This window comes from Methylobacterium brachiatum, assembly GCF_900113845.1.
Taxonomy (GTDB): domain Bacteria; phylum Pseudomonadota; class Alphaproteobacteria; order Rhizobiales; family Beijerinckiaceae; genus Methylobacterium; species Methylobacterium brachiatum.
The window spans coordinates 129,257-151,962 of sequence record NZ_FOQW01000002.1; the positions used below are offsets into that span (position 1 = coordinate 129,257).

The window sequence follows — 22,706 nt, forward strand, 5'->3', positions numbered from 1 at the left end:
CCATGCCCCTCAAGCAGCCGCTTGCCGGCAAGGTCGGCCTCGTGGTCGGCGTCGCCAACACCCACTCCATCGCGACCGGCTGCGCCCGCGCCTTCCGCGCCGCCGGCGCCGACCTCGCGCTGACCTACCTCAACGACCGGGCGCGGCCCTACGTGGAGCCCGTCGCCCACGCGGTCGAGGCCGCCCTCCTGATGCCCCTCGACGTCGAGCACGAGGGCCAGCTCGAAGCCGTCATGCACCGGATCGCGGCCGGTTGGGGGCGGCTCGACTTCCTGCTTCACGCCATCGCGTTCTGCCCGAGCGACGACCTGCACGGCCGCGTGGTCGATTGCTCAAAGGCGGGTTTCACCCGGGCGATGGACATCTCGGTCCATTCGCTGATCCGCATGACCCGCTTGGCCGAGCCGCTGATGCGCGACGGCGGGTCGATCCTCACGGTCAGCTATTACGGCGCCGAGAAGGTGGTCCCGCACTACAACGTCATGGGTCCGGTCAAGGCCGCGCTGGAGGCGACGGTTCGGTCGCTCGCCGCGGAACTCGGCCCCGGCGGCATCCGGGTGAACGCCCTCTCGCCGGGGCCGATCGCGACGCGGGCCGCCTCGGGCATCGCGTGTTTCGAGGACATGCTGGCGAGCGCGATGGAGAAGGCCCCCGAGCACCGGCTGGTGACCATCGATGAGGTCGGCGCCGTCGCGGCGATGCTGGTCGGTGACGCCGCCCGAGGCGTGACCGGCAACGTGACCTTCGTCGATGGTGGCCTGAGCGTGGTGGCGTGATGGAACCGCTGCACTTCATCGAGAACCGCACCCTCGACGAGATCGCGGTGGGTGACACCGCCAGCCTGACCCGCACCCTGCGGGCGCAGGACATCAGCCTGTTCGCGCTGGTCTCCGGCGACGTGAATCCGGCCCATCTGGACAAGGATTACGCCGCCACCGACTGCTTCCACGGCGTGATCGCCCACGGGCTCTGGGGCGGGTCGCTGATCTCGGCCGTGCTCGGGACCGAGCTGCCGGGGCCGGGCACGATCTATCTCGGCCAGTCGCTGCGCTTCCTCCACCCGGTCCGGGTCGGCGACGCGATCACCGCCCGGGTGACTGTGCGCGAGAAGAACGCCGCGAATGCGCGGCTGGTGCTCGACTGCGTCTGCCTGAACGCCCGGGGCGACACGGTCATCACCGGCGAGGCCGAGGTCCTGGCCCCCACCGAGAAGGTGCGCCGGCCGCGGGCCCTCCTACCCGAAGTCCATCTGCACGAGCGGGGCGTGCACTGGAACCGCCTGATCGCCGCGGCGCGGGCCTTCGCCCCGGCCGCGACGGCCATCGTCCATCCCTGCGATGCGGCGTCCCTCGGCGGCGCCCTGGCGGCCCGGGAGGCCGGTCTGATCGTGCCGGTCCTGGTCGGACCCCGCGTCAAGGTCGAGGCGGCCGCCCGCGACGCCGGCCTCGCCCTCGATGGCATCGAGATCGTCGACGTGCCCCACAGCCACGCCGCCGCCGAGCGCGCGGTGGCTCTGGCCCGAGCCGGGACGGTGGCGGCGCTGATGAAGGGGGCGCTGCACACCGACGAGATCCTGACGCCCGCCTTCGCCCGCGAGACCGGCCTGCGGACGGAGCGGCGGATGAGCCACGTCTACGCCCTCGACGTGCCGGACTATCCCAAGCCTCTGTTCATCACGGATGCCGCGGTGAATGTCGCACCGCGCCTGGAGGAGAAGCGCGATATCGTGCAGAACGCCATCGACCTGTGCCGGGCGCTCGGCCTCGTCGAGCCCAAGGTGGCGATCCTCTCGGCGGTGGAGACCGTCTCGACCAAGCTCGGCTCGACGCTCGACGCCGCCGCCCTGTGCAAGATGGCCGAGCGCGGCCAGATCACCGGCGGATGGGTCGACGGACCGCTGGCCTTCGATAACGCGGTCTCCCGCCAGGCCGCCGCAGCGAAAGCCATTGCCTCGCCGGTCGCGGGCGAGGCCGACATCCTCGTCGCGCCTGATCTCGTGTCCGGCAACATACTGGCCAAGCAGCTGATCCACCTCGCGGGGGCCGAGGCCGCCGGCCTGGTGCTCGGTGCGCGGGTACCGATCATCCTGACGAGCCGCTCCGACAGCCGGGAGGCACGGCTCGCGTCCTGCGCGCTGGCGCAGCTCTTCGCCCACCGCACCGGGACGCCCCCATGAGCCCGACGATCCTCGTGCTGAATGCCGGCTCGTCGAGCCTCAAATTCGCGCTCTACGCCGCGGGCACCGCGGAAATCCTGTGCCGGGGCGGCGTCTCCGGCATCGGCGGAGCGGTGAAGGTCGCGGCGACCGGAGCGGAGGCGTCGTTCCTCGACGCCGCGCCGCCAGTCGCGCATGACGATCACGAGACCGCGGTGGCGTGGCTGCTCGACGCGTTGCGCCGCACCCCACGTCTTGCCCCCGGGGCTGCCGGGCATCGCGTGGTCCATGGCGGAGCGGACTTCGCCGATCCGGTCCGTGTCGATGATGCGGTGCTGGAGGCCCTGGACCGCCTCGTGCCCCTGGCCCCGGCCCATCAGCCGCACAATCTCGCGGCGATCCGGGCCGTCGGGAAGGCCTGGCCCGGCCTTCCGCAGGTCGCCTGTTTCGACACCGCCTTCCATCGGACGGTGCCGCGGCTGGCGCAGCTGTTCCCGATCCCGCACGCCCTCTCGGACGAGGGAATCGTCCGCTACGGCTTTCACGGCCTGTCCTACCAGCACATCGCGGAGGTGCTTCCGCAGATCGCCGGCGACGGGGCCGAGGGCCGGGTGATCGTCGCCCATCTCGGGCACGGCGCAAGCCTCTGCGCCCTGAAGGCGCGCCGCAGCGTGGCGACCACGATGGGGTTCACCGCCCTCGACGGGCTGATGATGGGCACCCGCTCCGGAGCCATCGACCCCGGATTGGTGCTCCACCTGATCCGCGAGCGCGGCCGGGATCCGGGGGCCGTCGCGGACCTCCTGAATGCGCGCTCCGGCCTCCTCGGAGTCTCCGGTCTGAGCGACGATGTCCGGGTGCTCCAGGACAGCGCCGATCCGCGCGCCGCCGAGGCCCTCGCCCTGTTCGCCTACCGGGCGGTGCGCGAGGCCGGCTCGCTCATGGCCGCGCTGGGCGGCCTCGACGCGCTCGTGTTCACGGCCGGCATCGGCGAGCACGCCCCGGCGGTCCGGGCGGCGATCTGCGCCGGTCTGGCCTGGGCCGGGATCGCCCTCGACGAGACCCGCAACGAAGCCGGCGCCGGGCGGATCAGCCGGGACGGATCCGGGGTCGCCGTCTACGTGATCCCGGCCGACGAAGAGGCGCCGATTGCCCGGGCGGTCGATCGTCTCGTGTTCGGCGCCCTGCCGGAATGACCGGGCTTCGAGGCCACAGCCTTATCGCCGGACGCGCGCCCCGCCATCGTCACACAGCGCGTGCACGGCGTCGCGCAACGCATCCAGGGGTTGCCCGGCATCGAGGCGGTGCCAGAGGATCGCCCCGGGGTCGCGCGCGAGCTGGCCGGACAGGACCGCCACGGTTGCGTCGGACGGATCGTTCGTCCGCCCCTCGACCCGGCGCGCCAGCGTCGCCGCCTGCGCTTCCAGCCAGATCCCGCAGAACCCGACGCCAAGCTCTTGGGCGACCGCCGCGATGGCCGCCCGCGCGTCCGGACGGTCGAACACCGCATCCGCCACGGCGCAATGGCCGGCGTCCAGGACGCGCCGCGCCTCCCGTCGCAGCGTGGCATAGACCTGCGCCGAAACCGCCGGCTCGTAGGCCGCGGGCGGCAGGCGCGTCAGGGCGTCGGCCCCGTGCAGGCGCTTGCGGATGCGATCGCTTGCCAGGATGCGGGCGCCCGGGGCTCGGCCGAGCCGCGGTGCGACCGAGGCGGCCACGCTCGACTTGCCCGAGCCGCTGAATCCCCCGATCGCGAGCAGTCGCGCGGGCACCTCGGCGAGCAGGCTCTCGGCGAGATCGATATAGGCCCGCGCCTCCGCGAGGGTGGCCGCGGGATCGGGCGCATCGGCCGCCTGGGCACCCGTGACGTGGGCACGGATCACCGCGCGCAACGCCATCAGGAACGGCAGCAGGCTGATCCCATCGGTCTCGTCCGCCTCGTCGAGGTAGCGATTGAACAGAAGGTTCGCGAGGTCGAACCGCGCTCGGTGCCACAGATCCATCAGCACGAAGGCGAGGTCGTAGAGGACGTCTGTCGTCGCGATGTCCTCGCTGAACTCGATGCAGTCGAACGGCGTCGGCACGCCCTCGAACAGGCAGATGTTGCGCAGGGTGAGGTCGCCGTGACAGCGGCGGACCTTGCGGGCGGCGCGGCGCGCATCGAGGAGCGTTGCGTGCCGCACCAAGGCGGCACGGAAACGCGCCGACAGCGCCTGGGCCTCGGCCTCCGGGACGAGGCCGGCGTTCCGGAGGGCGGCGTCGTTCATGGCGATGAGGTTCGCGATGGCGGCGGCCCCGCCGTGGTCGCGGCTGATCGCGGCGTCGGCATGGAACGCCGCGATGCGGTGGGCGAGATCGGCGATGTGGGTGGGGCCGAGGCGTCCGGACCGCGCCATGGCGTCGAACAAATCCGCCTCGGGAAACCGCCGCATCTCCACCACCGCGTCGACCAGCGCGCCGGTGCCGTCGAAGGTCAGCGCGCCCCCGGGTTCGCGCGTGATCCGGCGGACGCCGCAATAGAGCGCGGGCGCGGTGCGCCGGTTGAGCGCGACTTCCGCCTGGCAGGCCGCGAGCCGGAGCTCGGGCGTCGAGAAATCGAGATAGGGGAAGCGGACCGCGCGCTTGCATTTGAGCACGCGATCTCCCGCCAGGAACAGGCCGGAAATATGCGTCGAGACCCTCTCGACCGTCCCGTCGCCCGCGAGTGCGCGGGTCAGGAACTGCGCGACGTCGATCTGGCTCTCGGGCAGCATGCGGGGCGTCCTCGATGGGGATCAGGCGGGTCTCGTCCGGACCCGGTCCGCGGATACGGCCGCCCCCGCGCCGGCCGTGCCGGCCGACCCGAGGGCGAACGGTTTCACGATCTCGGCCGCGACCAGGTACGCGACGGTGATCGCGGCGATGCCGGCCAGGACCGGGGCGGGCGGCACGACGAAGCCGATCCATGCGCCGGCCGGCGTGAACGGGAGCGCGAGCGCGACCGCCAGCGCGAGGAGCGAGGACCCGGCCAGCACGGCGCTCGGCCGATTGTGCCAGGGGCGCCCGATCGTGCGGATCACGAAGATAACCAGGATCTGTGTGGCCATCGATTCGAGGAACCAGGCGGTGCGGAACTCGTCCGGCGTGGCGCCGAAGACGACGAGCAGGAGCGCGAAGGTCGCCAGATCGAACAGGGACGAGAGCGGTCCCATCACGCCGGCGAACCGGATCAGCCGCGCCATGTCCCAGGCCTGCGGCCGCGCAACCGCCTCGTCCGGCACGCCGTCGAACGGGATGCCGACCTCGGAAAGGTCGTAGATCAGGTTGTTCAGCAGGATCTGGGTGGGCAGCATCGGCAGGAACGGCAGCGCCACCGAGGCCGCGGCCATGGACAGCATGTTGCCGAAATTCGAGCTGGCGCCCATGCGGACGTATTTGAGAATGTTGGCGAAGGTCCGGCGCCCTTCGGCGACGCCGTCGGCCACGACCGCAAGGTCCGGGGCGAGCAGGATCATGTCGGCGGCGGCCTGGGCGACACCGGTGGCGCCCTCGACCGAGAGGCCGATATCGGCCTGCCGCAGCCCGGGCGCATCGTTGATGCCGTCGCCCAGGAAGCCCACCACCGCGCCGTTGGCCTTGAGGGCGCGCACCACCCGCACCTTCTGGTCCGGCGTGAGGCGGCCGAAGGCGTCGATCTCGCGCACCCGCACGGCCAGGGCCTCGTCGCTCAAGGCCGCCACCTCAGGTCCGGACAGGGTGACCTCGGCCTTCAGGCCGACCAGACCCGCGAGGCGGCGCACAACGACCGGATCGTCGCCGGACAGGATCTTCACGTGCACGCCGGCCTGCGCGAGCCCGGCGATGGCCGCGGCGGCGGTCACCTTGGGCGAGTCGGCGAACGCGCAGAACCCCTCGAACACGAGATCGGCCTCGTCCCCGGGCTCGACCGCGCCGACCGGCCCCGTCCAGACCCGCGAGGCGATCGCGATGCTGCGCAGTCCCGCCTCGGCCAGGGCCCGCACCCGGCCGAGCGCCTGCTCGCGCTCCGCCGGGGAGAATGGCCGGACCTGACCGTCCGCGCGCCGGCTGGCGCAGGCCGCGAGCACCGCCTCCGGCGCCCCTTTCACGATCAGGATTGCCCCCTCTGGGCCCTCGGCGAGGATCGAGCCGGTCCGCTTGGCGTAGTCGAAGGCCCGGCGGCTCGCGAGGCGCCAACCCGCCGCCGCACCGGGCTCGGCCCGGACCAGGGCGGCGTCGAGGGAGCCTCGGTCGCCGCCGAGATCGGCCGCGATGGCCGCGAGCCTGGCAGGCCGCGAATCCTCGCCGCCGGCGGCGTCGAGGCTGCGGGCCAGGGCGATCTCCGCGGAGGTCAGGGTGCCGGTCTTGTCCGTGCACAGGATCGTCATGGCGCCGAGATCGTGGATGGCGGCGAGCCGCTTCACGATCACCTTGCGCTTGGCCATGCGCAGCGCGCCGCGCGCGAGCGTCACGGTGGTGATCATCGGCAGCAATTCGGGGGTGAGACCGACCGCCAGCGCGACGGCGAAGAGCAGCGAGTCGAGGACGGGCCGGCCGAAGGTGACGCGTAGGGCGAGGACGGCGATGACCAGGGCCATCGTCAGCCGCGCGACAACCAGGCCGAACGCGCGCAGGTCGTTCTGGAAGGGCGACGAATCCGCGGCCTCGGCCAGGGATGCCGCCGCCGCGCCGAACACCGTGGCGGCACCCGTGGCGGCGACCAGGGCGACGGCCTCGCCCGTCTGGGCGACCGCGCCGCGGAACAGCGCGTTCGACGCCTCGGCCGGGCTCGCCGCGGTGACGGATCCGGGGCGCTTCTCCAAGGGATAAGGCTCGCCGGTCAGGGCGGCCTCCGCGGCCGTGAAGGCGCTGGCCTCGATGATCAGGGCATCGGCCGGGACGATGTCGCCGGCCCGGACCCGTATGATGTCGCCGGGCACCACCGCGTCGACCGGGACGGTGACGAAGGCGCCGTCACGCCTGACCTCCGCCTTGAGCGCCACCGACCGGCGCAGGGCTTCCGCCGCCCGGAGGGCATGCCCCTCCTGGACCGTGTCGAGGCCGACGGAGAGCGTGAGGATGGCGGCGATGATCACCCCGCCGATCCAGTCGCCGGTCACGATCGAGACCAGCGCCGCCGCCAGAAGGATGAGCGAGAGCGGCTCCGTGAACCTCCGCAACACCACCCGCAGGGCGCCCTCGGTTCGTGCGGCGGCATCGACGTTGGCCCCATAGGCGCCCAGCCGACGGGCGGCCTCCACGGACGACAGGCCGCCGAGACCGCAGGCCAAAGCTGTCGACAGCTTCTCGGGCGTTGCCGTCCAGAACCTCGGCTCGGGCGGTCCGGGGCGCGACCCTGTCGGCGCAACAATGGTGGGGGAATGTTGAAAGAGGGCGCGTCTCGACATCGAGGAGTTCCGTTGACGCAGGCAGGGACCGGGGCATGGCGCCGCTCAAACCGATGCGCACAGGCCCGGTCCCGCGAATGCCGCGGCAGCCCGCGGACCCGCGGGAGGGGGCTGTTTCTCCCTGTCGGGAGGGGCGGGCGTCGCGGGCCACCCGTTCGCTTGGCCCGCGACGCGCCGGGCCCGTGGCGGTCCGATATCACCCGGCCTTCGGCAGCCACCGGAGCAGGAGGGCGATGGCCGTCAGCCCGGCGATGCCAGCGGCCTGATGGTGAAGGCCGGGAACAGGACGTGCCAGACGACGGTGAGGGCGAATTGCGCCCGGGCGAGGTTCACCGCGCTGGCTAAGGTGACGGGCGGCATCGCGAACTCCGGCTGAGCCCAGGCTATCGACTCGGTGCCGCATGCTTGGCCGGTGCGGTCCGCGACGCCTTGCGCTGGATCAAGACCGATGCGGTATCGGCGTCGCGGCGCAGGGGCTCGGTCGGACCGGACGCGGCCAAACCTCCGGGAACCCCGCCTTCCTGAACGGCCGGACTCTGCGGGCTGGTAGCGGCCTCCCCTGGCGATCGGGATGAGGCCGGCTGCGTCGCGCGGGCGCGGCCGCGAGCAGAGCCCGGCCATGCCCATTAAGCATCCGACGCGGCAGCGGCGGAGATGACCGCTACACAGCGGGACCGGACATCAGCTCCCCCGGCGAAAGGCAACCGGCGAGCGCCCATTTAGGGCACGATCTCGGGCGGCATCCCGCCGGGGATGCCGAGCGGCTCGTTCACCGGCGGGACGTCTTCCGGCCCCGGGCCGGGCATGCCCAGCGGCTCGGGGAGCGGGTCCTGGCTGGGTTCCGGCGGGTGGGCCGGGGTCGGCGGCGGGAAGCCCGGATCGGGCTGGCCGGGATGGCTCGGATTGGACATCGGCGTGCTCGCGCAGGTCAGTGGGACATGAGGCAACAGATGGAGGCGTTCTTGAGCAGGTCGCGCGTGACCCCGCCGAAGAACCACTCCCGCAGGCGGCTGTAGCCGTAGGCGCCGGTCACGATCAGGTCGGCGCCGAACGCGCTCGCCCCCGTCCGGAGGTCGTCCGCCACGGTCCAGCCCGAGCGCTTGGCCTGCAGCGCCCTCGCGTTGACCGCGTGCAGCGACAGGTAGCGGACCACGTCCTCGATCTCGGATCGGTTCTCGACATCGTCGGCGATGCGCATCACCTGAACGGCCTCGGCCCGCCTGAGGATGGGCATGGCGTCCGACAGCGCCCGGCGCGTCTGGGGCGTGTTCTTCCAGCCGACGACGATGCGTTCGGCCGCCAGGTGCTCGGTGCCGGGCGGGACCGCCAGGACCGGGCGGCCGAGCCCCATCAGCACGTCACCGATCTCGACGGCCATGCCGGGCGTGACGCCCTCATCGTCGGCATAGCGTCCGACGACGATGAGGTCGGCCGCCCGCGCCTGCTGCTCGAGGAAGCGGACCGGAGGCTCAAGATCGGAGCGCCACTCGACGCGGTCGTTGAGGCAGGCGGCGTGTTGGAACACCTGCTCGGCACCTGCGAGGCCGTTCAGGGCCGCCTGGCGGATCTCTTCGATGACCATGCCCATGGGCACGGCCGTCTCGCCGTACCCTTGCGGGTAATCGGGCCGGCAGGCGGCGGTGCCGGTGAGGCGCGCGCCGAGACGGAGCGCCAGGTCCGACGCGAGCCGGACCCGCGCTGGGGCATGCAGGCCGTCGTCGACCGCGACCATGATGCTGGCGTAGGACATGGGGCTCGCTCCTGCGAGAGGGGGATCGAAGGACCCAGCTTGTGGGCGCTCGGGTGACGCGGCCTTGATCTGTCTCAACGTCCGGTGATCGTGGGCGGGAGAAGGGAGCCGCTGCTGCGCGTGCAGCGCGCCGCGTCGTTTCAGGGGCTCCGGGGTTCGGGAGCCTTCAGGCTGAGGATGTCGTCGATGACCGCGTCCGTCTCGTCCCTGTCCAGCCGCAGGCTCGGCATCCGCTGATGGTGGCTCTGCAGGAAGACGTTGAGGGCGAGCCCCGTCGTCGACGGCATATGGGCGATGCCCACGAAGGACGGGCCGACGAACCCGCCCTCCTGCGGTTCGCGTCCGATGACGTGGCACTGGCTGCAGAGCTGCACGGCGACAGTCCAGCCCCGGACGCGACGGTCCTCGGCGGAGGCGGCAGATGCCGGGTCGCAGGCGCGGGCGATCAGCAGGCCGGCCAGGATTGCGGTTCGGACGGTGCGGATCGAGCTCGTCATCGCGCGTCCGCGCGCCGGAGCCAGACCGCCGCGGAGACCGTGGCCATGCACCCGAAGGCGAGATGGGCCCAGGTGGCGTTGTCGCTTGCCGCGAACCCGAGCAACCAGGGCGCGACGAGGGCCCAGATGCCGATCAGCAGCACGGCCCGTTCCAGGACGGCCCGGAAGCAGAACCGGTCGGCCCCGTAGAGCGTCGTGATCAGCAGGCCGGGCACGAGCGCGGAGGCGGCCGCACGGCTCTGCTCCGTGGAAATCATGACCCAGGCCGCCAGCACCAGGGCGGCACCGGCCGCCGCCTGCAGGGTGCCGGCCGGAAGACCGATCCCATGCCAGGCTAGCGGCGCGGCGGCTGCGCGATGGTTCGGAGAGGACATGCGACGCCTCCAGGCCACGGTCCCGGCAGCGGCCGCGACGGTGCGGGGTCGATCCTTCCGCGCGCTCGATGGCTTGGCCTTGATCTGGCGCAAAGACGCGGGCGCCCGGGGCCTTGAGGCAGGTCAATGACGCGCCCGCTCCGTCGGGCAGGCTTCGGCTGGCACAGGGTCCGGATCGCGCCATGCTCCTCGCCATGACGGCCAGCGTCGTCCTCGTCGTCACGACGATCCTGGTGCTCTACGAGACGCTGCGGCTGACCTCGGAGCACCTGTCGGACCTCGCGATCCCGCCCCGCGCCCGCATCCTGGCCGTGGTGCTGATGACCTTCGTGGGCCACACCGCCGCGGTCTGGATCTATGCCGGCGCCTACTGGCTGCTGGTGCTCCAGCTCGGCGTCGGCGCCTTTGCGGGCGCGCCGGTCACATCCTTCGAGGATTGCCTCTACTTTTCGGTCGTGGCCTACACCTCGCTCGGCTTCGGCGACCACTTTCCGACATCGCATACCCGGCTGCTGGCCGGGGTCGAGGCGCTGAACGGCCTGCTCCTGATCGGCTGGTCGGCCTCGTTCACCTACCTCGCGATGGAGCGGTACTGGCCCCTCCACGGGAAGGCCCGCGCCCATCGGGCGGCCGGGGCCGGCAGCGACACGATGGCGGTGCCTGGCCGGGAACGCTTCTTCCCGCCGGCGCCGGGCAGCTGATCGCAGGAGCGTCCTTGCGCTGGATCAAAGCGGCGGCGTCCGCGGCCCCGCAGAGTCGGTGACTCACGCGTTACGGAGGCCCGCGATGCGCACCTATCTCGTCACCTTCCGCAAGCTCGTACCGGACGGCTGCGGACACGACCATCGCGCCCTCCAGAAGCGCGTCGTGGTCGCCGCGCGTTCGGATGTCGCCGCGGCCTACGCCGCCAAGGCGATGTTCTGCGAGGCCGCCGGCATCGTCGACTGGCGGCTGCGGGCCGATACCTGCGACGTCGTCGAACTTCCCAAACTGGCCGCCTGAGGATCGAGCGATGAGCCACGATCTCGCCGAACCGGTCCACTGGCGGGGCCGGCAATGGGCCGTCACCGGCTACGGCATCGAAGCGCTGGACGGGCGGTACCATGTCCCGTTCTCCGAGATCTCGAACGCGAGCCGGGGCCGCTTGGCGTGGTTCGACGCCCTCTGCCGCCGGTACGGAACCGATCGCGACGACCTGGCCGCCGCCCTGAAGATGGCCCAGGCCATCCGGGCGGACACCGCTGATGCCGGCTCGAAACGGGCGCCATGAGCGCGCCCACGCTCCTGCCGCGCTGGACGATGGCGACCCGGAGGCACCGGGCGCGCGGCCGGATCGTTTGGTCTGCAACGGCCGCGGGGCCTGTGGCTGGGGATGTCCTGATCGACGCCGGTGTCCCGGTATTCGAGCGGGCGTTCGACGCCAAAGCGATGATCGAGGCGATGGTGTCCCGCTAGCCGTATCCGGGCGGTTGCGAGGATGGCGGGCGCTCGTCGAGGCGCGGTTGGATCGACGCGGCTGAGACCTTTGCGCTGGATCAATGTTCGATTGCCGGCCGAACCTAGCGTCAGCATCGGCCGGGTGCGGCCCGGGCTTCTGCGAGGAGATTTCCGATGAGCGACAAGCTGATCCGCCAGAACGTCGTCGATGAACTCGACTTCGAGCCGAGCATCGACGCGGCCCATATCGGCGTCGCGGTCGACAACGGCATCGTGACCCTCACGGGACATGTGGGAAGCTACGCGCAGCGCACGAGTGCGGAGAAGGCGGTCCGGCGGGTGCGCGGCGTGCGCGGCGTTGTCGAGGAGATCACCGTGCGCTTCGCCGGTGAGACGCCGCCCCGCGACGAGGACTTGGCCATTCGGGCGGTGCAGATGCTCGACTGGTCGGCCACCGTTCCGAAAAACGCGGTGCAGGTTCAGGTGAACGGGGGCTGGGTGACGCTGACCGGTCAGGTCGAATGGCAGTACCAGAAAGAGGAAGCCTACCGGTCGATCCGGCGCCTCGCCGGCGTGTCCGGCATCATCAACGCGATCGAGGTGACGCCGAAGGCGAGTGCGCCCCATGTCCTGTCGAAGATCGAGGCGGCGCTCAAGCGCAACGCCGAGATCGAGGCGGATGGGATCAAGGTGACGGTCAAGGACGCCAAGGTCATCCTCGAGGGCAAGGTGAACGCTTGGTACGAGCGCGGCCTCGCCGAGAACGCCGCGTGGTCGGCCCCGGGCGTCCGCGCCGTCGAGGACCGCCTGACCCTGGCTTAGACCCATGCGGAGCGGGGTGGCAGGGCCATCGATCCGGCGCACCCCGCGGACGTCTCCACCACCTGTCCGTCCTTCCGGAGTCCTGCCATGACCTACGCAAGCATCATGGTCGCGGTCGATCTCGGCGACCAAGCGCGTCCCCGCACCGGCCTCGGCGCGGATCTGGCCGACACGTTCCACGCCCGGCTCATCGGCCTCGCTGCGCAGATGCCGGATTATGGCGGTTGCCCGGTCGGTCCGACGCCGGGGGGAACGTACGGCATCCCGGCAATCCGGGACGCCGTCCTCAACGATCTCAGCCGCGCCCGCACGGCGTTCGAGGACGCCGCGCGTGGGCGAAGCCGGATCGAATGGCGGTCGAGCCTCGATTTTCCGCTGGCCTTCCTGACTTCGCAGGCCGCCGCCGCGGACCTCGTGGTGCTGGGACGCGGCGATGACGGAAATCCCTGCATGGCGGTCGATCCCGGCGATGCCGTGATGCGCCTCGGCCGCCCGGTGCTGATCGTGCCGCCCCGGGTCGATCATCTGGAGGCCCGGCGCGTCGCCATCGGCTGGAAGGACACCCGCGAGGCGCGCCGGGCGGTCCGGGACGCCTTGCCGTTCCTCAAGCGCGCGTCCCAGGCCGTCATCGTGTCCATCGACGATGGGCGGGGTGCCGCCGATACGCGGGATGTCGTCGGCTTCCTGCAAGCCCATGACGTGGACGCGACCAGCGTTGCCCGGGATGCCCTCGGTGCCGCGGCCTCCGAAGCCCTCGTCGACGTGGCCGCCGAATACGGCGCCGATCTCATCGTCATGGGCGCCTACGGCCATGGCCGCCTGCGCGAATGGGCCTTCGGCGGCGTGACCCGGGACCTGCTGGCCGGTGCCCCGGTCTGCTGTCTGATGAGCCACTGATCGCCGCAACGACGCGCGATCGTGCGGGCCGCGACGCTGCGCAGGCTCGCCGCTATGGCCCCCGGCATTTGCGGCGGATGCGGAGGTCGTGCGTGCGCGTAACGTACCGTCGGAGTGCGGGCCGCTGCCGGATCGTCGGAAACCGGAGCCGGCTCGATCGCAATCCCGCAAAAACGTCAGTGCGCCATCAGGATCGGCAGGCGCGCATGCTCGATGACATGCCGCGTCACGCCCCCGAGCAGGAACTCGCGGACGCGGCTGTGGGTGTAGGCGCCCATCGCGAGCAGGGAGGCGTTGCGCCGCTCGGCCTCGCCGAGGATCGCCGCGCCGACCGATGTCCCGTCTTGAATCGGCACGGTCACGGCCTCGGCCACGATGCCATGCCAGCGCAGATACGCGCACAGGTCCACGGCCCGCGCTTCGTCGAAGCGCTCGGTCTGCGCATGCACGACCGTGACCCGCGTCGCCTCGTGCAGCAACCCGATGGACTGGCCGATGAGGCGCGTCGCCTCCAGGCTGCCGTTCCAGGCCACGAACACATGGTCCAGCAGATCGTGCGGAACGGTGTCGCCGACCATCAGCGTCGGCCGCCCCACCGAGAACAGGGCCGTGTCGAGCGCGCGCCCCGTGAACGACACGTTCGGATCGGGCCGATCGACCACGACGAGGTCATGGACGCGTCCGGCCAGGGTCAGGAGCGGCTCGACCTCGCCGTAGAGCTCGGTCCAGGTCGCGAAGGTGGCGTCGAGGCGCTCGGGTCTCGCGATCAGCGGCACGGACCTGCGCTCGCACCAGGCCTGCAGGGCGGACTTGCTCTCCGCCGCCGCCGCGCGCACGCCCTGCTCGATCGCCTCGACCGTCCTGGCATCGAGGGGTACGAGGCTCGCCATGCCGGCCAGCACGTGTTCCGGTCCGGGCGACAGGAAGCTGACGCCGATATGGGCCTCGAGGCGGCGACCGAGGCGCAGCGCCGCCTCCAGCCTGTGGGTGGGATCGATCCCGGGGGCGGTGGGGACGAGCAGACAGCGCATGGACATCGGGGGGCTCCTCGCTCAGCGCTCAAGGGATCTCAGGTAGGCGATGAGGGCGTCGGCCTGGTCGGGCTCGAACCGGAACTCGGGCATGCTCGGATGCCCGGTGCGAATGCCCTCGGTAAGCGCCTCGCCCAGATCCTCGACGGGATAGCGCGTGTGAAGCTCGCGGAAGGGCGGCGCATCGGGCCACGGGCTGGTCCCGGCGCGGCCCACGGCATGGCAGCGGGCGCAGTGCGTCCGGGCGAGGGTCTCGCCCAGGTGCACCTGCCGGTCCCAGGCCTCCGCCTGACCACCCTGGATAGCCAGCCATGCGGCAAGGGCCGCCGCGAGGGGAGAGGCCGCGCCCATCAGTGGCTCATCAGGCAGCAGAGCGACGTGCCCTGCAGCATGTCCCGGGTGGCACCGCCGAGGATCCACTCGCGCAGCCTGGAATGGCCGTAGGCGCCCATGACGATCAGGTCCGCCTCCTCGCGCCGGGCGAACCGGCGCAGCTCGTCGGCCGCACCGGTCTCGGGCTGGTGCAGCAGGTGGGTGCTCACATGGACGCCGTGACCCGACAGGTACGCCGCGACATCCGCGGCCCCCTCCTGGCCCGCGCCGGCCCCGACCACCGCGACGTGGACCCGGTCGGCCCGGGTCAGGAACGGCAAGGCGTCGTGGACCGCCCGGCGCGCTTCGCGCGTGTCCTTCCAGGCCACTACGATCCGGCTGGCGGCAAGGCGCTCGATGCCGGGCGGCGCGACGAGGATCGGACGCCCGACTTCCATCAGCAACGCCCCGACGGGAACGTCCATCAGGCCCGGGTCGCCATCGCCCGGGCCGCGACGGCCCAGCACCACGAGATCGGCCGCGCGGGCCTGCTCGATGACGTAGCTCAACGGCTCGGCCAGGGCGGAGCGCCATGCCGTCTTGACCCGCGTCCCGGCCTCGCGCTCGAACAGCGCCCGGGCCTCGGCCAGATCCTCGCGCGCCCGCTGCTCCTCGATCGCGAAGATGCGTTCCGACGCGTCGGGGCTTTCCACCGGGATCATGGTGACGACCTGCCGCGCGGCGACGCCGGTCAGCTTGGCCTCGAAGCGCTCGGCGATGCCGGCGGCGAGCTGGATGCGGTCCGCGGCCGCGGCCCCGAGATCCACCGAGACCATGATGTTGCAGATCGTCATGACCGCCTCCCGTCCTCGGACTCGTCGGTTCCGCCGTAGGCACCCTCGCGCCCTTTTCCGGGCCGGGCGTTGATCCACCTCAAAGGGAAGTCTTGCCGGCTTCGAGGCGGGCCGACCGTGGATTCACGGCACGAGAATGCCGGCGCCCTGGAGGGCGCCGACCCCTTTCGGAACCCCGGCGAGCAGCCGCGCGCCCTTATCCTGCCAGGGTCAGGCGGTCCTCGACGGCCCGCACCCCAGGCGCGGACCAAGCGGCACGCTCGGCCAGATCGCGCTCGCGCCAGACATCGACGCATCCGTCCAGGATGACCACGTCGCCGTCCACCGCGACGCGGATCGTGTCCGGATCCTTGGCGTTCCGCTTCAGGGCCGCCAGGATGCGGGCCTTCACCGCGTCCGGCTGAACCGGCGGCGTGACGGCGATGAGATTGACGATGTCGGTGACCCCGGCCAGGCGGCGCAGGGCCTTATCGACCGCCGCCTTCTGATGGTAATGGGGCACGCAGCCCTGCAGGGTCACGCAGCCCTTCGCGACCTTGATCTCGACCGATCGCTCCGGAACCTGCACGTCCCATTCGAGGACCTTGGCACACCGGTCGGCGAGAGCCTCGTCATCGACCCGGACGCTGTCCGGAGGGCGGACGCCGATCTGCTCGACGACGGCGCGGACGCCGCGGACCCGGAGCGCGACGCGTTCCGCGATGCGCTTCTCGGCGTAGTTCCGGACATGCCCGGTCAGGGTCACGACGCCGTTCTCGACTGCGACCCCGATCTGCGCCGCGTCGATCATGGGGGCGAAGTCCAACTCGTCCGTCACGTGCCGGCGTACCGTCCTGTCGTCCATCGCAGGTCTCCTCCGGTCACCGGGCCTCAAAGGGCCAGCCCGAGCAGCGCCGGCGTCACCACCGCGGCCGCGACAGCCAGGGCCAGCGCCTGGAAGCTGCCGATGGTCTGGTAGCGTGCGGCATCCGCGATGATCCTGGCGCCGGCGTCATTGCGGGCCTCCAGCGTGATGGGCGGCCGTACGCTGCGGGCTGTCGTGCCGTGTGTGGATCGCAGCACCAGAATCATCGTTCGCTCCCGTCTCGTCTGACGGGAGCATCCTGCCGGGTCGGTCCACGGCCGCGTTGATCCACCTCAACGCCGTTCACCTGCCGCGCCGGCATCGTCGCCCCTGAGATTCGCATCTCCTGGGAGCCCGACATGGACGCATCGCACGAGCCGAGGGACAGCCGCTGCCGCGCACGTCCGGACGCCGGTCACGACCTGGCCTTCGTGCCGGGCCCACTCGGACCGGACAGCCTTCGGCGGATCGACGCGTATTGGCGCGCGGCCAACTACCTCTCGGTCGGCCAGATCTACCTGATGGCGAACCCGCTGCTGCGCGAGCCGCTCAAGCCGGAACACGTCAAGCCGCGGCTTCTCGGCCATTGGGGCACGACGCCGGGCCTCAACTTCATCTACGCGCACCTGAACCGGGCCATCTGCCAGCGCGACCTCGACATGTTGGCGGTCTGGGGACCGGGCCATGGCGCGCCGGGGCTCGTCGCGAACGCGTATCTCGAGGGGACCTACAGCGAGATCTACCCGGACGTGGCGCGCGATCTCGATGGGATGGGCCGGCTGTTCAGGCAATTCTCGTTCCCGGGCGGCATCCCGAGCCACGCTTCGCCGGAACTGCCGGGCTCGATCCACGAGGGCGGTGAGCTCGGCTATTCGCTGACCCACGCTTTCGGCGCGGCCTTCGACAATCCCGGCCTGATCGTCGCCTGCGTGGTCGGCGACGGCGAGGCCGAGACCGGCCCACTCGCCGCCGCCTGGCACTCGAACAAGTTTCTCGATCCGCGTCACGACGGGGCCGTCCTGCCGATCCTCCATCTCAACGGCTACAAGATCGCCAACCCGACGCTGCTCGCCCGCATGCCGCAAGACGAGCTGCGCAGCCTGCTGATCGGCTACGGCTACGAGCCGACCTTCGTCGCGGGCGGCGACCCGGCCTCCATGCACCAGGCGATGGCGAAGGCGCTCGACGCGGCCTTGGACGACATCGCGCAGATCCAATCGAGCGCGCGCAGCGGTGGAGCCGGGCGGCCGCGCTGGCCGATGATCGTGCTGCGCAGCCCCAAAGGCTGGACCGGCCCGAAATCCGTCGACGGGAAGCCGGTCGAGGGGACGTGGCGCGCGCATCAGGTGCCGGTCGCGGCCGTGCGCGAGACCCCCGACCATCTCGCGATCCTCGAACAGTGGATGCACGCCTACCGGCCGGAAGAGCTGTTCGACGTCGACGGTGCGCTCGTGCCCGAACTCGCGGCTCTGGCGCCGAAGGGCCCCCGGCGCATCTCGGCGAACCCGCATGCCAACGCGCACGGAACACGCGCCCTGCGTCTGCCGGATCTGCAACGCTTCGCCGTCGCCGTGGCAAGTCCGGGCCGCTCAGTCGCCGAAGCGACCCGGGCCCTGGGGACTTATCTCCGCGAGGTCCTGACCCTGAATGCGGAGGCGCGCAACTTCCGGATCATGGGTCCGGACGAGACCGCCTCGAACCGGCTTGACGCGGTGTTCGACGTGACGAACCGCGCCTGGCAGGAAACGCTCCTCCCGGGGGACGACCATCTCGCCCGCGACGGGCGCGTCATGGAAGTTCTGAGCGAGCATCTCTGCGAGGGCTGGCTCGAAGGCTACGTGCTGACCGGCCGGCACGGCCTGTTCGCGACCTACGAGGCCTTCGCCCACGTGGTCGATTCGATGGTGAACCAGCACGCCAAGTGGCTGAAATCCTCGCGCGACCTGCCCTGGCGGCGGCCGGTGCCGTCCCTGAACATCCTGCTGTCCTCCCATGTCTGGCGCCAGGACCATAACGGCTTCAGCCACCAGGATCCGGGCTTCATCGACTTCGTGGCCAACAAGCGCGGCGACACCGCCCGGATCTACCTGCCGCCGGACGCGAATAGCCTGCTCTGCGTGACCGACCATTGCCTGCGCACCTATGACCGCATCAACGTCGTGGTGGCCGGCAAGCAGCCCGCCCTGCAATGGCTGACCCTGGACGAGGCCGCCAAGCACTGCGCGGCCGGAGCCGGGATCTGGGATTGGGCCTCGAACGCGGGCGATGCCGCGCCCGACGTGGTCATGGCCTGCGCCGGCGACGTCCCGACCCAGGAAACCCTCGCGGCGGTCGACTGGCTGCGCCGGCACGTGCCGGAGCTGCGGGTTCGGGTGGTCAACGTCGTCGACCTGATGACCCTGCCTTCGCCGGACATCCACCCGCACGGGCTCGACGATTCGACGTTCGACGGTCTGTTCACCCACGACCGGCCGGTGGTCTTCGCCTATCACGGCTATCCGTGGCTCATCCATCGGCTGACCTACAGGCGGACGAACCACGCAAACTTCCACGTCCACGGCTTCATCGAGGAGGGCACCACGACGACGCCCTTCGACATGTGCGTGATGAACCGCCTCGACCGGTTCCATCTGGCGCTGGCCGCGTTGCAGGCCGCCCCGCGCCTCGGGGAGCGTCGCGAGCACGCCGAGCGCGCGCTCCGGGAGATCCTAGCGACGCATCGGGCGTTCGTCCGCCGGACCGGCGACGACCTGCCCGAGGTCAAGGACTGGACCTGGCCGGAACGGCCTCCGTCGGCGCATTCCGACCCGCGCCGGATCGAGGGCGACATCATGCAGGGCGGTCCGGAGACCGCGGAGGCTCCCCGCCCGGGCGAGAGCGTGGATAGCTGGATCGCCACCCGGTAAAGCCAGGCGATGATGCGTCGGGTTTCGGGCAACGGATCAACCCGGAGGCCAAACCGCGCTTTCGGGTCGATGCTGGCTCGCAGGCGTGTCCTCCCGCCTGTGCCGCGGCTCAAGCCGGTGCGCATCGCCCTGGTATCGAGGGGCCGCTCGGGGATCCGGCGAGCCGAGATGAATTGAGCGCGCGGCCACCGGAGCGATGGCCGCGCGCGATCTGAGAGCGATCAAGGATTCAGTTCTGACCGATCGCGCCGAGTATCGCCTCCGCATAATCCCCGCATCCGAGGCCGAGGGCGACCGCCACCTCCGGCGTCACAGAAGCGTCGACCATCCCGAGCCCCGTCTCACCGCCATTCTCCCGACGTCCATCGGGGAGCGGTGCGGCGTCGGTCAGCGGTCCGGCCGCCCGGTCCAGCAACCGATCGATCTCGTTGGCCCAGAGGATCGGCACGTCGAACCAGAGCGTGCGCCACAGGATCAGCCAGGGATTCTCGAGCGGGTCCAGCCCCGGATGGCGATCGGTGTCGGCCGCGGGCAAGGGCGCGGATAGCGGCGTCATGGCGGACCTCCGGGAATGGCGTCGCCGACACGGGCGACCATGAAGGTGCGGTAGGCCGCGTCGTCGACCTCGCGGATCGAGACGTATTCGCCGGGGACGAAGGCGTGCGCGCCGAGGCGGTAGCCCGGCTCGTCGTCCGCGGTGGTGCGGTCGTCGTAGTCGATCAGCCAGGTCGCGCCGCCTTCGCCGCCGGCGCGGTGGACGAGGCGGCCGTGCCGGTCGGGCTCGCCGGTCCAGAAGCGGAGCACCCGGCAATGGTCGCGGATGGCCCGCCAGAGCGCCGCGTCGAGGTGACCGTCCGGGCCCAGGGGCGCGACGATCTCGTAGCCGCGGCCGGCGCTGCCGTCCGGATAGTCCGGGCAGCGCGCCAGCGTCAGGGTCACCCGGTGCAGCGCGGCGGACGTCGTGTCGTGTGTGGAATGGGTCATGGCCCGGCTCCTCAGGACAGGGCGACGATCCGGTCCTCGACGGACCGCACGCCCGGCACCGACCAGGCCGCGCGCTCGGCGGCTTCGCGCTCGGCCGAGGCGGTCACGGCGCCCTCCAGGATGACCTTGTCGCCCGCGACGCTGACCTTGATCGCGTCCGCCTCGAACAGCGCCCCCCGCTTGAATGCCTCCAGGATCCGGTCCTTGATCGCCGTCGGCCGGATTTCGGGCTTGATCGCGATGAGGTTCGTGACCCCGAAGACGCCGCCGAGCCGGCGCACGGCCGCCTCGGCGCCCATCGCCTGATACTGCCAGGGCACCGCGCCGGTCAGGGTGATCCAGCCGCCGGCGACCTTGACCTGGATGGCGTCCTTGGGGAGGTGGACGGACCAGTCGATGATCGCGAGCGCCCGCCGGGCGATCTGGTCGTCCTCGATCTTCTTGGCGTCGGCGAAGCGGACCTGGATCTCCTGGGCGATGGCGCGCACGCCCTTGACCCGGCGGACGGCGCGCTCGGCCTCGACCTTCTCGGCATAGCTGCCGACATGGCCCGTGAGGGTCACGACGCCGTTGGAGACGGCGACGCCGATATCGCCGGCATCGAGGCTGGGGTCGAAGTCGAGCTCGTCGAGGACGTCGCGGCGCAGATCCTTGTCGGTCATGTCGTCTCTCCCGGTATCTCCACGTTGCGCGGAAGACCGGAGTGTGGACGCGCTAGGCCGACGAGCCTTGATCCAGCGCAAGGCCGACGCGCCGTTCCGCCTGGGCGAGCCGGGCGCAGCGCTCCATCTCGGTGCGCAGGACCGGGAGCGGCGCCTCGACGCCGGCATCCCGCAGGTCGTCGTGAAGCCGCGCGAGCAGATCCTCGTCGCGGGTCACCACGGCGCCCTCGGTGAAGGCCGTGACGTAGCCCTCGGACGCCTTGCCGGTCAGACCCATCCGCTCGCAGGCCCAGGTGGCCAGGAGCCTGTTGCGCCGGTTGCGGGTGTGAAAGCGCGCCTCCTCCTCGTAGGCGAAGCGGCGCTCGAAGGCCTGTTCGCGCTCGTCGAACGTCGTGGTCATGGGACGCCTCCCTCGCGGAGCTGTGCCGATTGTGCCGGCAACGGACCAGGCATTCTCCGACCGGCCGCTGCGGCGGACCTTGAGACAGATCAACGTGCGCGTGGGGGGCCGGTGCCCTGCGCCGGTGGTCGCCCGACCTCGTCCGATGCGCGGGCGATCAGATCTCGTAGGCCGCGGGCGAATCGCGCAGCCGCCACAATGCGGAGCCGGCCGAGACGATCAGGGCGATGCCGAAGCCGACATGCGCCCAGATCCCGGCGGTCGTATCCGCGAAGGCGAGGATCCAGGGCGCCGCGCAGCTCCAGAGCCCCGCGGCGGCGATGGCGTATTCCTCCCAGGCGTAGGTCTGCTTCATCGTGAGGAGGGCGAGCGCGATCACCGCCGCCCCGGTCGCCCAGGCGTTCCAGGCGGCGACGGGTTCGCCGGAGAAGCCGAAATACCAGGGGGCGACGGCCAGTCCCGCGCCCAGCAGCAGGTTCCAGATGCCGAGAAACAGGTCTTCGGGCTGGTTCTTGATCGTGCGCATCGTCCGCTCCCCTGAGCAATGTCAGGCGGGGAAGCGTGCGCCGTGCCCATCCACCGCTCCTTGAGGTGGATCAAGCCTCAATCCTCGACCATCCGCCGCAGGCGTACGCGGTGCAGCGTGACGGTCCGGGCGCCGGAGCGCACCAGGGCCCGCTCGGCTTCGAGCAGCGAGAAGGTGCGCGACACGGTCTCGATCGTGAGCCCGAGATAGTCGGCGATGTCGCGCCGGGTCATCGGCAGGTCGAAGGTGCCTGTGCCCCCCAGGCGGGTATCGACGTCGAGCAGGATGGCGGCGACGCGCTCATGCGCCGAGCGGCGTCCGAGCAGCAGCATGTGATCCTGGGCGCTGCGGAGGCCGTTCGCCGCCATGTCCCAGAGATGGCAGGCCACATCGGCCCGCTGGGCCGCGACGCGCTCGATCTGCCGCCGCCGGAAGATGCGGACCTTCGTGTCGGAGAGCGCCTCGGCCGTGTGCCGGTAGCTCTCGCCCTGCTCGAAGCCGAACAGGTCACCCGGCAGATGGAAACCGGTGATCAGGCGGCGTCCGTCGCTCAGCACCTTGTGCGTGCGCACCGCGCCGGCGACGACCCGGTAGACGAATTCCGCGTCCTCGCCCTCGCCGTAGATTTCCTCCTCACGGGCATACGCGAAGGGCGTCCCGATGAGCTCGGGGCAATCTGCGAACAGAACACTGTCCCGGTCGTCGACGGCCGGCGAGGGCCGACCGGCCGGCCTGTTCGACACGATCGGCTGCACGAACGGGTTGGTCATCGGTCGCTCCTCATCGGTATCGATGGGGGCGAGACTGGTCGCTTCTCGAACGCCGCGAAATTCCGTGCGGTCGCTTAAGC

Annotated in this window: 28 protein-coding genes; 10 read left to right on the plus strand and 18 right to left on the minus strand. The window is 71.2% G+C overall.

What is annotated here, in order from left to right:
* Nucleotides 1-2: 2 nt before the first annotated feature.
* Genes fabI through BMZ47_RS00530 form a run of 3 tightly spaced genes read left to right on the plus strand, consistent with a single transcriptional unit; the run spans nucleotide 3 to nucleotide 3,351 of the window.
* Nucleotides 3-776, plus strand: a complete 774-nt coding sequence (fabI, locus tag BMZ47_RS00520; RefSeq protein ID WP_091857519.1) for an enoyl-ACP reductase FabI — start codon at nucleotides 3-5, stop codon at nucleotides 774-776.
* Nucleotides 776-2,176: a bifunctional enoyl-CoA hydratase/phosphate acetyltransferase gene (locus BMZ47_RS00525; RefSeq protein ID WP_091857521.1), complete on the plus strand. Its 1,401-nt coding sequence runs from the start codon at nucleotides 776-778 to the stop codon at nucleotides 2,174-2,176. The genes fabI and BMZ47_RS00525 overlap by 1 nt, the downstream gene beginning before the upstream one ends.
* Complete coding sequence (locus BMZ47_RS00530; protein ID WP_091857523.1) at nucleotides 2,173-3,351, plus strand: acetate/propionate family kinase; 1,179 nt, start codon at nucleotides 2,173-2,175, stop codon at nucleotides 3,349-3,351. The genes BMZ47_RS00525 and BMZ47_RS00530 overlap by 4 nt, the downstream gene beginning before the upstream one ends.
* Before the next feature lie 21 nt (nucleotides 3,352-3,372).
* Here the strand turns inward: BMZ47_RS00530 and BMZ47_RS00535 are convergent, their stop codons facing one another.
* The 7 genes from BMZ47_RS00535 to BMZ47_RS00560 form a co-directional block, all read right to left on the minus strand.
* A complete protein-coding gene (locus BMZ47_RS00535; protein ID WP_208600996.1) occupies nucleotides 3,373-4,908 on the minus strand; it encodes a bifunctional aminoglycoside phosphotransferase/ATP-binding protein in 1,536 nt (511 codons plus the stop codon).
* Nucleotides 4,909-4,929: 21 nt separating this feature from the next.
* Entirely contained in the window at nucleotides 4,930-7,560 is a 2,631-nt protein-coding gene (mgtA, locus tag BMZ47_RS00540) for a magnesium-translocating P-type ATPase (RefSeq protein ID WP_091857525.1), read from the minus strand.
* 240 nt (nucleotides 7,561-7,800) lie between these two features.
* Nucleotides 7,801-7,920, minus strand: coding sequence for a cytochrome ubiquinol oxidase subunit I (locus BMZ47_RS28855; RefSeq protein WP_244536704.1), 120 nt, complete (start codon nucleotides 7,918-7,920; stop codon nucleotides 7,801-7,803).
* 359 nt (nucleotides 7,921-8,279) lie between these two features.
* The gene (locus tag BMZ47_RS00545) at nucleotides 8,280-8,471 is read right to left on the minus strand and encodes a hypothetical protein (protein WP_091857527.1); all 192 of its coding nucleotides are present in this window, start codon (nucleotides 8,469-8,471) and stop codon (nucleotides 8,280-8,282) included.
* A 17-nt stretch (nucleotides 8,472-8,488) separates the two neighbouring features.
* Entirely contained in the window at nucleotides 8,489-9,310 is an 822-nt protein-coding gene (locus BMZ47_RS00550) for a universal stress protein (RefSeq protein WP_091857529.1), read from the minus strand.
* A gap of 140 nt (nucleotides 9,311-9,450) precedes the next feature.
* Nucleotides 9,451-9,807 carry a c-type cytochrome gene (locus BMZ47_RS00555; protein WP_091857531.1) on the minus strand — a complete coding sequence of 119 codons (357 nt, stop codon included), beginning with the start codon at nucleotides 9,805-9,807 and terminating at the stop codon, nucleotides 9,451-9,453.
* A complete protein-coding gene (locus BMZ47_RS00560; RefSeq protein WP_091857533.1) occupies nucleotides 9,804-10,181 on the minus strand; it encodes an SPW repeat protein in 378 nt (125 codons plus the stop codon). The genes BMZ47_RS00555 and BMZ47_RS00560 overlap by 4 nt, the downstream gene beginning before the upstream one ends.
* 182 nt (nucleotides 10,182-10,363) lie before the next feature.
* Between BMZ47_RS00560 and BMZ47_RS00565 the strand changes: the two genes are divergently transcribed.
* From BMZ47_RS00565 to BMZ47_RS00590, 6 genes are all read left to right on the plus strand, one after another.
* On the plus strand, nucleotides 10,364-10,882 hold the full coding sequence (locus BMZ47_RS00565; RefSeq protein WP_091857536.1) for a potassium channel family protein: 519 nt from the start codon (nucleotides 10,364-10,366) through the stop codon (nucleotides 10,880-10,882).
* A gap of 85 nt (nucleotides 10,883-10,967) precedes the next feature.
* Nucleotides 10,968-11,183, plus strand: coding sequence for a hypothetical protein (locus BMZ47_RS00570; RefSeq protein WP_091857538.1), 216 nt, complete (start codon nucleotides 10,968-10,970; stop codon nucleotides 11,181-11,183).
* A gap of 10 nt (nucleotides 11,184-11,193) precedes the next feature.
* On the plus strand, nucleotides 11,194-11,451 hold the full coding sequence (locus BMZ47_RS00575) for a hypothetical protein (protein ID WP_091857540.1): 258 nt from the start codon (nucleotides 11,194-11,196) through the stop codon (nucleotides 11,449-11,451).
* Entirely contained in the window at nucleotides 11,448-11,636 is a 189-nt protein-coding gene (locus tag BMZ47_RS00580; RefSeq protein ID WP_091857543.1) for a hypothetical protein, read from the plus strand. The genes BMZ47_RS00575 and BMZ47_RS00580 overlap by 4 nt, the downstream gene beginning before the upstream one ends.
* Before the next feature lie 156 nt (nucleotides 11,637-11,792).
* Entirely contained in the window at nucleotides 11,793-12,440 is a 648-nt protein-coding gene (locus BMZ47_RS00585; protein ID WP_091857545.1) for a BON domain-containing protein, read from the plus strand.
* An 87-nt stretch (nucleotides 12,441-12,527) separates the two neighbouring features.
* Nucleotides 12,528-13,337 carry a universal stress protein gene (locus BMZ47_RS00590; RefSeq protein ID WP_091857547.1) on the plus strand — a complete coding sequence of 270 codons (810 nt, stop codon included), beginning with the start codon at nucleotides 12,528-12,530 and terminating at the stop codon, nucleotides 13,335-13,337.
* 176 nt (nucleotides 13,338-13,513) lie between these two features.
* On the opposite strand, the gene BMZ47_RS00595 is transcribed toward BMZ47_RS00590, so the two are convergent.
* The 5 genes from BMZ47_RS00595 to BMZ47_RS00615 all read right to left on the minus strand — a co-directional run bounded on the left by BMZ47_RS00595 (nucleotide 13,514) and on the right by BMZ47_RS00615 (nucleotide 16,605).
* Entirely contained in the window at nucleotides 13,514-14,374 is an 861-nt protein-coding gene (locus tag BMZ47_RS00595; protein WP_091857549.1) for a universal stress protein, read from the minus strand.
* Nucleotides 14,375-14,389: 15 nt separating this feature from the next.
* Entirely contained in the window at nucleotides 14,390-14,719 is a 330-nt protein-coding gene (locus BMZ47_RS00600; RefSeq protein ID WP_091857551.1) for a c-type cytochrome, read from the minus strand.
* Nucleotides 14,719-15,534, minus strand: coding sequence for a universal stress protein (locus BMZ47_RS00605; protein ID WP_091857553.1), 816 nt, complete (start codon nucleotides 15,532-15,534; stop codon nucleotides 14,719-14,721). Before BMZ47_RS00605 ends, BMZ47_RS00600 begins: the two co-directional genes overlap by 1 nt.
* Before the next feature lie 196 nt (nucleotides 15,535-15,730).
* A complete protein-coding gene (locus BMZ47_RS00610) occupies nucleotides 15,731-16,378 on the minus strand; it encodes a BON domain-containing protein (protein ID WP_091857555.1) in 648 nt (215 codons plus the stop codon).
* A 26-nt stretch (nucleotides 16,379-16,404) separates the two neighbouring features.
* On the minus strand, nucleotides 16,405-16,605 hold the full coding sequence (locus BMZ47_RS00615) for a hypothetical protein (protein WP_091857557.1): 201 nt from the start codon (nucleotides 16,603-16,605) through the stop codon (nucleotides 16,405-16,407).
* Between the two features lie 132 nt (nucleotides 16,606-16,737).
* On the opposite strand from BMZ47_RS00615, the gene BMZ47_RS00620 reads away from it, so the two are divergent.
* On the plus strand, nucleotides 16,738-19,284 hold the full coding sequence (locus tag BMZ47_RS00620) for a phosphoketolase family protein (protein ID WP_091857559.1): 2,547 nt from the start codon (nucleotides 16,738-16,740) through the stop codon (nucleotides 19,282-19,284).
* Between the two features lie 229 nt (nucleotides 19,285-19,513).
* On the opposite strand, the gene BMZ47_RS00625 is transcribed toward BMZ47_RS00620, so the two are convergent.
* From BMZ47_RS00625 to BMZ47_RS00650, 6 genes are all read right to left on the minus strand, one after another.
* On the minus strand, nucleotides 19,514-19,840 hold the full coding sequence (locus tag BMZ47_RS00625; protein ID WP_091857561.1) for a hypothetical protein: 327 nt from the start codon (nucleotides 19,838-19,840) through the stop codon (nucleotides 19,514-19,516).
* Entirely contained in the window at nucleotides 19,837-20,268 is a 432-nt protein-coding gene (locus BMZ47_RS00630) for a hypothetical protein (protein ID WP_091857563.1), read from the minus strand. The genes BMZ47_RS00625 and BMZ47_RS00630 overlap by 4 nt, the downstream gene beginning before the upstream one ends.
* 11 nt (nucleotides 20,269-20,279) lie before the next feature.
* Nucleotides 20,280-20,930: a BON domain-containing protein gene (locus BMZ47_RS00635; protein ID WP_091857565.1), complete on the minus strand. Its 651-nt coding sequence runs from the start codon at nucleotides 20,928-20,930 to the stop codon at nucleotides 20,280-20,282.
* A 52-nt stretch (nucleotides 20,931-20,982) separates the two neighbouring features.
* Nucleotides 20,983-21,330 (minus strand): DUF1476 domain-containing protein, encoded by a 348-nt coding sequence (locus BMZ47_RS00640; RefSeq protein WP_091857567.1) that lies wholly within the window; start codon nucleotides 21,328-21,330, stop codon nucleotides 20,983-20,985.
* A 157-nt stretch (nucleotides 21,331-21,487) separates the two neighbouring features.
* Nucleotides 21,488-21,856, minus strand: coding sequence for an SPW repeat protein (locus BMZ47_RS00645; RefSeq protein ID WP_091857569.1), 369 nt, complete (start codon nucleotides 21,854-21,856; stop codon nucleotides 21,488-21,490).
* Nucleotides 21,857-21,933: 77 nt separating this feature from the next.
* Nucleotides 21,934-22,626: a helix-turn-helix domain-containing protein gene (locus BMZ47_RS00650; RefSeq protein ID WP_091857571.1), complete on the minus strand. Its 693-nt coding sequence runs from the start codon at nucleotides 22,624-22,626 to the stop codon at nucleotides 21,934-21,936.
* Between the last annotated feature and the right edge of the window lie 80 nt (nucleotides 22,627-22,706).

Bases quoted from the DNA above. Each gene is read 5' to 3' on its own strand.
- BMZ47_RS00560 (WP_091857533.1), bottom strand. From the start codon at position 10,181: ATGTCCTCTCCGAACCATCGCGCAGCCGCCGCGCCGCTAGCCTGGCAT.
- BMZ47_RS00605 (WP_091857553.1), bottom strand. From the start codon at position 15,534: ATGACGATCTGCAACATCATGGTCTCGGTGGATCTCGGGGCCGCGGCC.
- BMZ47_RS00625 (WP_091857561.1), bottom strand. From the start codon at position 19,840: ATGACGCCGCTATCCGCGCCCTTGCCCGCGGCCGACACCGATCGCCAT.
- BMZ47_RS00590 (WP_091857547.1), top strand. From the start codon at position 12,528: ATGACCTACGCAAGCATCATGGTCGCGGTCGATCTCGGCGACCAAGCG.
- BMZ47_RS00645 (WP_091857569.1), bottom strand. From the start codon at position 21,856: ATGCGCACGATCAAGAACCAGCCCGAAGACCTGTTTCTCGGCATCTGG.
- BMZ47_RS00615 (WP_091857557.1), bottom strand. From the start codon at position 16,605: ATGATTCTGGTGCTGCGATCCACACACGGCACGACAGCCCGCAGCGTA.
- BMZ47_RS00575 (WP_091857540.1), top strand. From the start codon at position 11,194: ATGAGCCACGATCTCGCCGAACCGGTCCACTGGCGGGGCCGGCAATGG.
- BMZ47_RS00600 (WP_091857551.1), bottom strand. From the start codon at position 14,719: ATGGGCGCGGCCTCTCCCCTCGCGGCGGCCCTTGCCGCATGGCTGGCT.
- BMZ47_RS28855 (WP_244536704.1), bottom strand. From the start codon at position 7,920: ATGCCGCCCGTCACCTTAGCCAGCGCGGTGAACCTCGCCCGGGCGCAA.
- BMZ47_RS00630 (WP_091857563.1), bottom strand. From the start codon at position 20,268: ATGACCCATTCCACACACGACACGACGTCCGCCGCGCTGCACCGGGTG.
- BMZ47_RS00545 (WP_091857527.1), bottom strand. From the start codon at position 8,471: ATGTCCAATCCGAGCCATCCCGGCCAGCCCGATCCGGGCTTCCCGCCG.
- BMZ47_RS00550 (WP_091857529.1), bottom strand. From the start codon at position 9,310: ATGTCCTACGCCAGCATCATGGTCGCGGTCGACGACGGCCTGCATGCC.
- BMZ47_RS00610 (WP_091857555.1), bottom strand. From the start codon at position 16,378: ATGGACGACAGGACGGTACGCCGGCACGTGACGGACGAGTTGGACTTC.
- BMZ47_RS00555 (WP_091857531.1), bottom strand. From the start codon at position 9,807: ATGACGAGCTCGATCCGCACCGTCCGAACCGCAATCCTGGCCGGCCTG.
- mgtA (WP_091857525.1), bottom strand. From the start codon at position 7,560: ATGTCGAGACGCGCCCTCTTTCAACATTCCCCCACCATTGTTGCGCCG.
- BMZ47_RS00535 (WP_208600996.1), bottom strand. From the start codon at position 4,908: ATGCTGCCCGAGAGCCAGATCGACGTCGCGCAGTTCCTGACCCGCGCA.
- BMZ47_RS00565 (WP_091857536.1), top strand. From the start codon at position 10,364: ATGCTCCTCGCCATGACGGCCAGCGTCGTCCTCGTCGTCACGACGATC.
- BMZ47_RS00640 (WP_091857567.1), bottom strand. From the start codon at position 21,330: ATGACCACGACGTTCGACGAGCGCGAACAGGCCTTCGAGCGCCGCTTC.
- BMZ47_RS00635 (WP_091857565.1), bottom strand. From the start codon at position 20,930: ATGACCGACAAGGATCTGCGCCGCGACGTCCTCGACGAGCTCGACTTC.
- BMZ47_RS00580 (WP_091857543.1), top strand. From the start codon at position 11,448: ATGAGCGCGCCCACGCTCCTGCCGCGCTGGACGATGGCGACCCGGAGG.
- BMZ47_RS00525 (WP_091857521.1), top strand. From the start codon at position 776: ATGGAACCGCTGCACTTCATCGAGAACCGCACCCTCGACGAGATCGCG.
- BMZ47_RS00585 (WP_091857545.1), top strand. From the start codon at position 11,793: ATGAGCGACAAGCTGATCCGCCAGAACGTCGTCGATGAACTCGACTTC.
- fabI (WP_091857519.1), top strand. From the start codon at position 3: ATGCCCCTCAAGCAGCCGCTTGCCGGCAAGGTCGGCCTCGTGGTCGGC.
- BMZ47_RS00530 (WP_091857523.1), top strand. From the start codon at position 2,173: ATGAGCCCGACGATCCTCGTGCTGAATGCCGGCTCGTCGAGCCTCAAA.
- BMZ47_RS00595 (WP_091857549.1), bottom strand. From the start codon at position 14,374: ATGTCCATGCGCTGTCTGCTCGTCCCCACCGCCCCCGGGATCGATCCC.
- BMZ47_RS00570 (WP_091857538.1), top strand. From the start codon at position 10,968: ATGCGCACCTATCTCGTCACCTTCCGCAAGCTCGTACCGGACGGCTGC.
- BMZ47_RS00620 (WP_091857559.1), top strand. From the start codon at position 16,738: ATGGACGCATCGCACGAGCCGAGGGACAGCCGCTGCCGCGCACGTCCG.
- BMZ47_RS00650 (WP_091857571.1), bottom strand. From the start codon at position 22,626: ATGACCAACCCGTTCGTGCAGCCGATCGTGTCGAACAGGCCGGCCGGT.